Source organism: Arthrobacter sp. TJ-254, from assembly GCF_058269175.1.
Window position 1 is genome coordinate 1 of record NZ_JBZCNF010000009.1, and the last position, 5,580, is coordinate 5,580.

The 5,580-nt window shown below is 57.0% G+C and carries 3 rRNA genes; all 3 read left to right on the top strand.

The features are described 5' to 3' along the window. The first annotated feature begins 38 nt into the window (after positions 1-38). A 16S ribosomal RNA gene (locus tag AC4D14_RS18100) occupies positions 39-1,565 on the top strand. A 516-nt stretch (positions 1,566-2,081) separates the two neighbouring features. After that, a 23S ribosomal RNA gene (locus tag AC4D14_RS18105) occupies positions 2,082-5,245 on the top strand. Between the two features lie 215 nt (positions 5,246-5,460). Continuing rightward, positions 5,461-5,577: ribosomal RNA gene (gene rrf, locus AC4D14_RS18110) — 5S ribosomal RNA — on the top strand. The 16S, 23S and 5S rRNA genes sit together here, the layout of an rRNA operon. Positions 5,578-5,580 lie beyond the last annotated feature (3 nt).

A 5,580-nucleotide genomic window follows, 5' to 3' on the forward strand; every position in this document is an offset into this window, starting at 1 on the left:
CCCGTTTTCCCGGGGGCCTGTGTTGTGTCTGTAATGCATTTACGGAGAGTTTGATCCTGGCTCAGGATGAACGCTGGCGGCGTGCTTAACACATGCAAGTCGAACGATGATCCGGTGCTTGCACCGGGGATTAGTGGCGAACGGGTGAGTAACACGTGAGTAACCTGCCCTTGACTCTGGGATAAGCCTGGGAAACCGGGTCTAATACTGGATACGACCTCCGGCCGCATGGCCTGGTGGTGGAAAGCTTTATTGTGGTTTTGGATGGACTCGCGGCCTATCAGCTTGTTGGTGGGGTAATGGCCTACCAAGGCGACGACGGGTAGCCGGCCTGAGAGGGTGACCGGCCACACTGGGACTGAGACACGGCCCAGACTCCTACGGGAGGCAGCAGTGGGGAATATTGCACAATGGGCGCAAGCCTGATGCAGCGACGCCGCGTGAGGGATGAAGGCCTTCGGGTTGTAAACCTCTTTCAGTAGGGAAGAAGCGAAAGTGACGGTACCTGCAGAAGAAGCGCCGGCTAACTACGTGCCAGCAGCCGCGGTAATACGTAGGGCGCAAGCGTTATCCGGAATTATTGGGCGTAAAGAGCTCGTAGGCGGTTTGTCGCGTCTGCCGTGAAAGTCCGGGGCTTAACTCCGGATCTGCGGTGGGTACGGGCAGACTAGAGTGCAGTAGGGGAGACTGGAATTCCTGGTGTAGCGGTGAAATGCGCAGATATCAGGAGGAACACCGATGGCGAAGGCAGGTCTCTGGGCTGTAACTGACGCTGAGGAGCGAAAGCATGGGGAGCGAACAGGATTAGATACCCTGGTAGTCCATGCCGTAAACGTTGGGCACTAGGTGTGGGGGACATTCCACGTTTTCCGCGCCGTAGCTAACGCATTAAGTGCCCCGCCTGGGGAGTACGGCCGCAAGGCTAAAACTCAAAGGAATTGACGGGGGCCCGCACAAGCGGCGGAGCATGCGGATTAATTCGATGCAACGCGAAGAACCTTACCAAGGCTTGACATGAACCGGAATGGCGCAGAGATGCGTCAGCCACTTGTGGCCGGTTTACAGGTGGTGCATGGTTGTCGTCAGCTCGTGTCGTGAGATGTTGGGTTAAGTCCCGCAACGAGCGCAACCCTCGTTCCATGTTGCCAGCGGGTTATGCCGGGGACTCATGGGAGACTGCCGGGGTCAACTCGGAGGAAGGTGGGGACGACGTCAAATCATCATGCCCCTTATGTCTTGGGCTTCACGCATGCTACAATGGCCGGTACAAAGGGTTGCGATACTGTGAGGTGGAGCTAATCCCAAAAAGCCGGTCTCAGTTCGGATTGAGGTCTGCAACTCGACCTCATGAAGTTGGAGTCGCTAGTAATCGCAGATCAGCAACGCTGCGGTGAATACGTTCCCGGGCCTTGTACACACCGCCCGTCAAGTCACGAAAGTTGGTAACACCCGAAGCCGGTGGCCTAACCCCTTGTGGGAGGGAGCCGTCGAAGGTGGGACCGGCGATTGGGACTAAGTCGTAACAAGGTAGCCGTACCGGAAGGTGCGGCTGGATCACCTCCTTTCTAAGGAGCGCCTCAGGTGCGTGCACGCTTCCCAAGTGTTGGGTGTGCGGCCTGCAGGAGTCAGCCCATTGCGCGGGCGTTTGTTCCGCGGTGGGTGCTCATGGGTGGAATATCAGCGAATAGTTTGGGTTCTTTTCCCGGTTGCCGTTAGTACGGCGCCCTGGTGCTGCGCGGGTTCCTTATTGGGGGGCCGGTGCGTGCCGGTGCGTCTGGAAGGGGTGCGGCCGGTGGAGGGGATTGAGGCGTTTGGCACACTGTTGGGTCCTGAGATAACAGGGCCCTTCTTTCCGTGGCCTGGTTGTTGTGACCGGGTGCGGGGGGCGGGGCGTGTTGTTTCTGGTTTCCCGCGCATGCCGTGTCCTGTGTCCCCGTGAGGGGGGCGGGGTGGGGGTGTGACGGGGTTGTTGGTTGAGAACTGCATAGTGGACGCGAGCATCTTAAAAAGAAGCAATTTCAGTAAAATCTGGTTCTGATTGATTTCAGGCCTGGTTTTCTCGATATGTTTTTGATCTTAGTGGTCAAGTTTTTAAGGGCACACGGTGGATGCCTTGGCATCAGGAGCCGAAGAAGGACGTGGGAATCTGCGATAAGCCTGGGGGAGTTGATAACCGAACTTTGATCCCAGGATGTCCGAATGGGGAAACCCCGCCGGGGGCGCCTTGTGCGTGATCCGGTGACCCGCATCTGAACACATAGGGTGCGTGGAGGGAACGTGGGGAAGTGAAACATCTCAGTACCCACAGGAAGAGAAAACAACAGTGATTCCGTTAGTAGTGGCGAGCGAACGCGGATGAGGCTAAACCAGTGGTGTGTGATAGCCGGCGGGCGTTGCATCACTGGGGTTGCGGGACTTTCCGTTCCAGTTCTGCCGGACTGGTGAAATGTGTGCAGGCGTATAGGTGAACGGGTTTGAAAGCCCGGCCGGAGAGGGTGTAAGTCCCGTAACCGTAATGCGTGCTGCCGTTTGGAGAGTATCCCAAGTAGTACGGGGCCCGAGAAATCCCGTGCGAATCTGCCAGGACCACCTGGTAAGCCTAAATACTCCCTGATGACCGATAGCGGACCAGTACCGTGAGGGAAAGGTGAAAAGTACCCCGGGAGGGGAGTGAAACAGTACCTGAAACCGTGTGCCTACAAACCGTCGGAGCAGTGCGCGATTCATCGCGGGGCTGTGACGGCGTGCCTTTTGAAGAATGAGCCTGCGAGTTAGTGTTACGTCGCGAGGTTAACCCGTGTGGGGAAGCCGTAGCGAAAGCGAGTCTGAACAGGGCGACCGTAGTGGCGTGATCTAGACCCGAAGCGAAGTGATCTACCCATGGCCAGGTTGAAGCGACGGTAAGACGTCGTGGAGGACCGAACCCACTTCAGTTGAAAATGGAGGGGATGAGCTGTGGGTAGGGGTGAAAGGCCAATCAAACTTCGTGATAGCTGGTTCTCCCCGAAATGCATTTAGGTGCAGCGTTGCGTGTTTCTTACCGGAGGTAGAGCTACTGGATGGCTAATGGGCCCTACAAGGTTACTGACGTCAGCCAAACTCCGAATGCCGGTAAGTGAGAGCGCAGCAGTGAGACTGTGGGGGATAAGCTTCATAGTCGAGAGGGAAACAGCCCAGACCACCAACTAAGGCCCCTAAGCGTGTGCTAAGTGGGAAAGGATGTGGAGTTGCCCAGACAACCAGGAGGTTGGCTTAGAAGCAGCCACCCTTGAAAGAGTGCGTAATAGCTCACTGGTCAAGTGATTCCGCGCCGACAATGTAGCGGGGCTCAAGTACACCGCCGAAGTTGTGGCATTCACATATCCGCTCAGCCGGGGACTTGTTCCCTTGGTTCAGGCGTGTGGATGGGTAGGGGAGCGTCGTGTGGGCGGTGAAGTCGCGGTGTAAACCAGCGGTGGAGCCCACACGAGTGAGAATGCAGGCATGAGTAGCGAAAGACGGGTGAGAAACCCGTCCGCCGAATGATCAAGGGTTCCAGGGTCAAGCTAATCTGCCCTGGGTAAGTCGGGACCTAAGGCGAGGCCGACAGGCGTAGTCGATGGACAACGGGTTGATATTCCCGTACCGGCGAAAAACCGCCAATACCGAACAGGGGACACTAACCGCCCGAAACCTGCCCGACCGCCCTTGTGGTGGAAGGGTTTTGGTGGAGCGCGGGACCTGATCCTGGGAGGTAAGCGTATTAACAGGTGTGACGCAGGAAGGTAGCCAAGCCGGGCGATGGTTGTCCCGGTCTAAGGATGTAGGGCAGAACGTAGGCAAATCCGCGTTCTTGTGTTCAATCACGGGCCTGAGATCTGATGGGACCCCCGCATGGGGGAATTTGGTGATCCTATGCTGCCGAGAAAAGCATCGGCGCGAGGTTTTAGCCGCCCGTACCCCAAACCGACACAGGTGATCAGGTAGAGAATACTAAGGCGATCGAGAGAATTATGGTTAAGGAACTCGGCAAAATGCCCCCGTAACTTCGGGAGAAGGGGGGCCCCAACCGTGACGGCGACTTGCTCGCCAGAGCGGATCGGGGCCGCAGAGACCAGGGGGAAGCGACTGTTTACTAAAAACACAGGTCCGTGCGAAGTCGCAAGACGATGTATACGGACTGACTCCTGCCCGGTGCTGGAAGGTTAAGAGGACCGGTTAGCCCTTGCGGGCGAAGCTGGGAATTTAAGCCCCAGTAAACGGCGGTGGTAACTATAACCATCCTAAGGTAGCGAAATTCCTTGTCGGGTAAGTTCCGACCTGCACGAATGGAGTAACGACTTCCCCGCTGTCTCAACCATAAACTCGGCGAAATTGCAGTACGAGTAAAGATGCTCGTTACGCGCAGCAGGACGGAAAGACCCCGAGACCTTCACTATAGTTTGGTATTGGTGTTCGGTGTGGCTTGTGTAGGATAGGTGGGAGACTGTGAAGCCCGGACGCCAGTTCGGGTGGAGTCATCGTTGAAATACCACTCTGGTCACTCTGGATATCTAACTTCGGCCCGTAATCCGGGTCAGGGACAGTGCCTGATGGGTAGTTTAACTGGGGCGGTTGCCTCCTAAAAAGTAACGGAGGCGCCCAAAGGTTCCCTCAGCCTGGTTGGCAATCAGGTGGCGAGTGTAAGTGCACAAGGGAGCTTGACTGTGAGAGAGACATCTCAAGCAGGGACGAAAGTCGGGACTAGTGATCCGGCGGCACATTGTGGAATGGCCGTCGCTCAACGGATAAAAGGTACCTCGGGGATAACAGGCTGATCTTGCCCAAGAGTCCATATCGACGGCATGGTTTGGCACCTCGATGTCGGCTCGTCGCATCCTGGGGCTGGAGTAGGTCCCAAGGGTTGGGCTGTTCGCCCATTAAAGCGGTACGCGAGCTGGGTTTAGAACGTCGTGAGACAGTTCGGTCCCTATCCGCTGCGCGCGCAGGAAATTTGAGAAGGGCTGTCCTTAGTACGAGAGGACCGGGACGGACGAACCTCTGGTGTGTCAGTTGTACTGCCAAGTGCACCGCTGATTAGCTACGTTCGGATGGGATAACCGCTGAAAGCATCTAAGCGGGAAGCCCGCTTCAAGATGAGATTTCCATACACCTAACCGTGTGAGAGGCCCCCAGCCAGACCACTGGGTTGATAGGCCGGATGTGGAAGCAGGGACCAAAGACCTGTGAAGCTGACCGGTACTAATAAGCCGATAACTTACACCACACACCACCGGTGCCCGGGCAACCAGGCACCGCCACGGTGAAGATCAAATGCCACGCGTCCACTATGCGGTTCCCAACCAACAACAGGAACCACCCCCACCAGGGGAGAACCACAACACAATACAGTCACGTCCAGCACGAACGACGGACCCCCAAGACTTACCACCCCCACACCCCCGGGCACACACCCGGACCAGGGGGAACGGTACACAGGGTTACGGCGGTCATAGCGTGGGGGAAACGCCCGGTCCCATTCCGAACCCGGAAGCTAAGACCCACAGCGCCGATGGTACTGCACCCGAGAGAGTGTGGGAGAGTAGGACACCGCCGGACAAC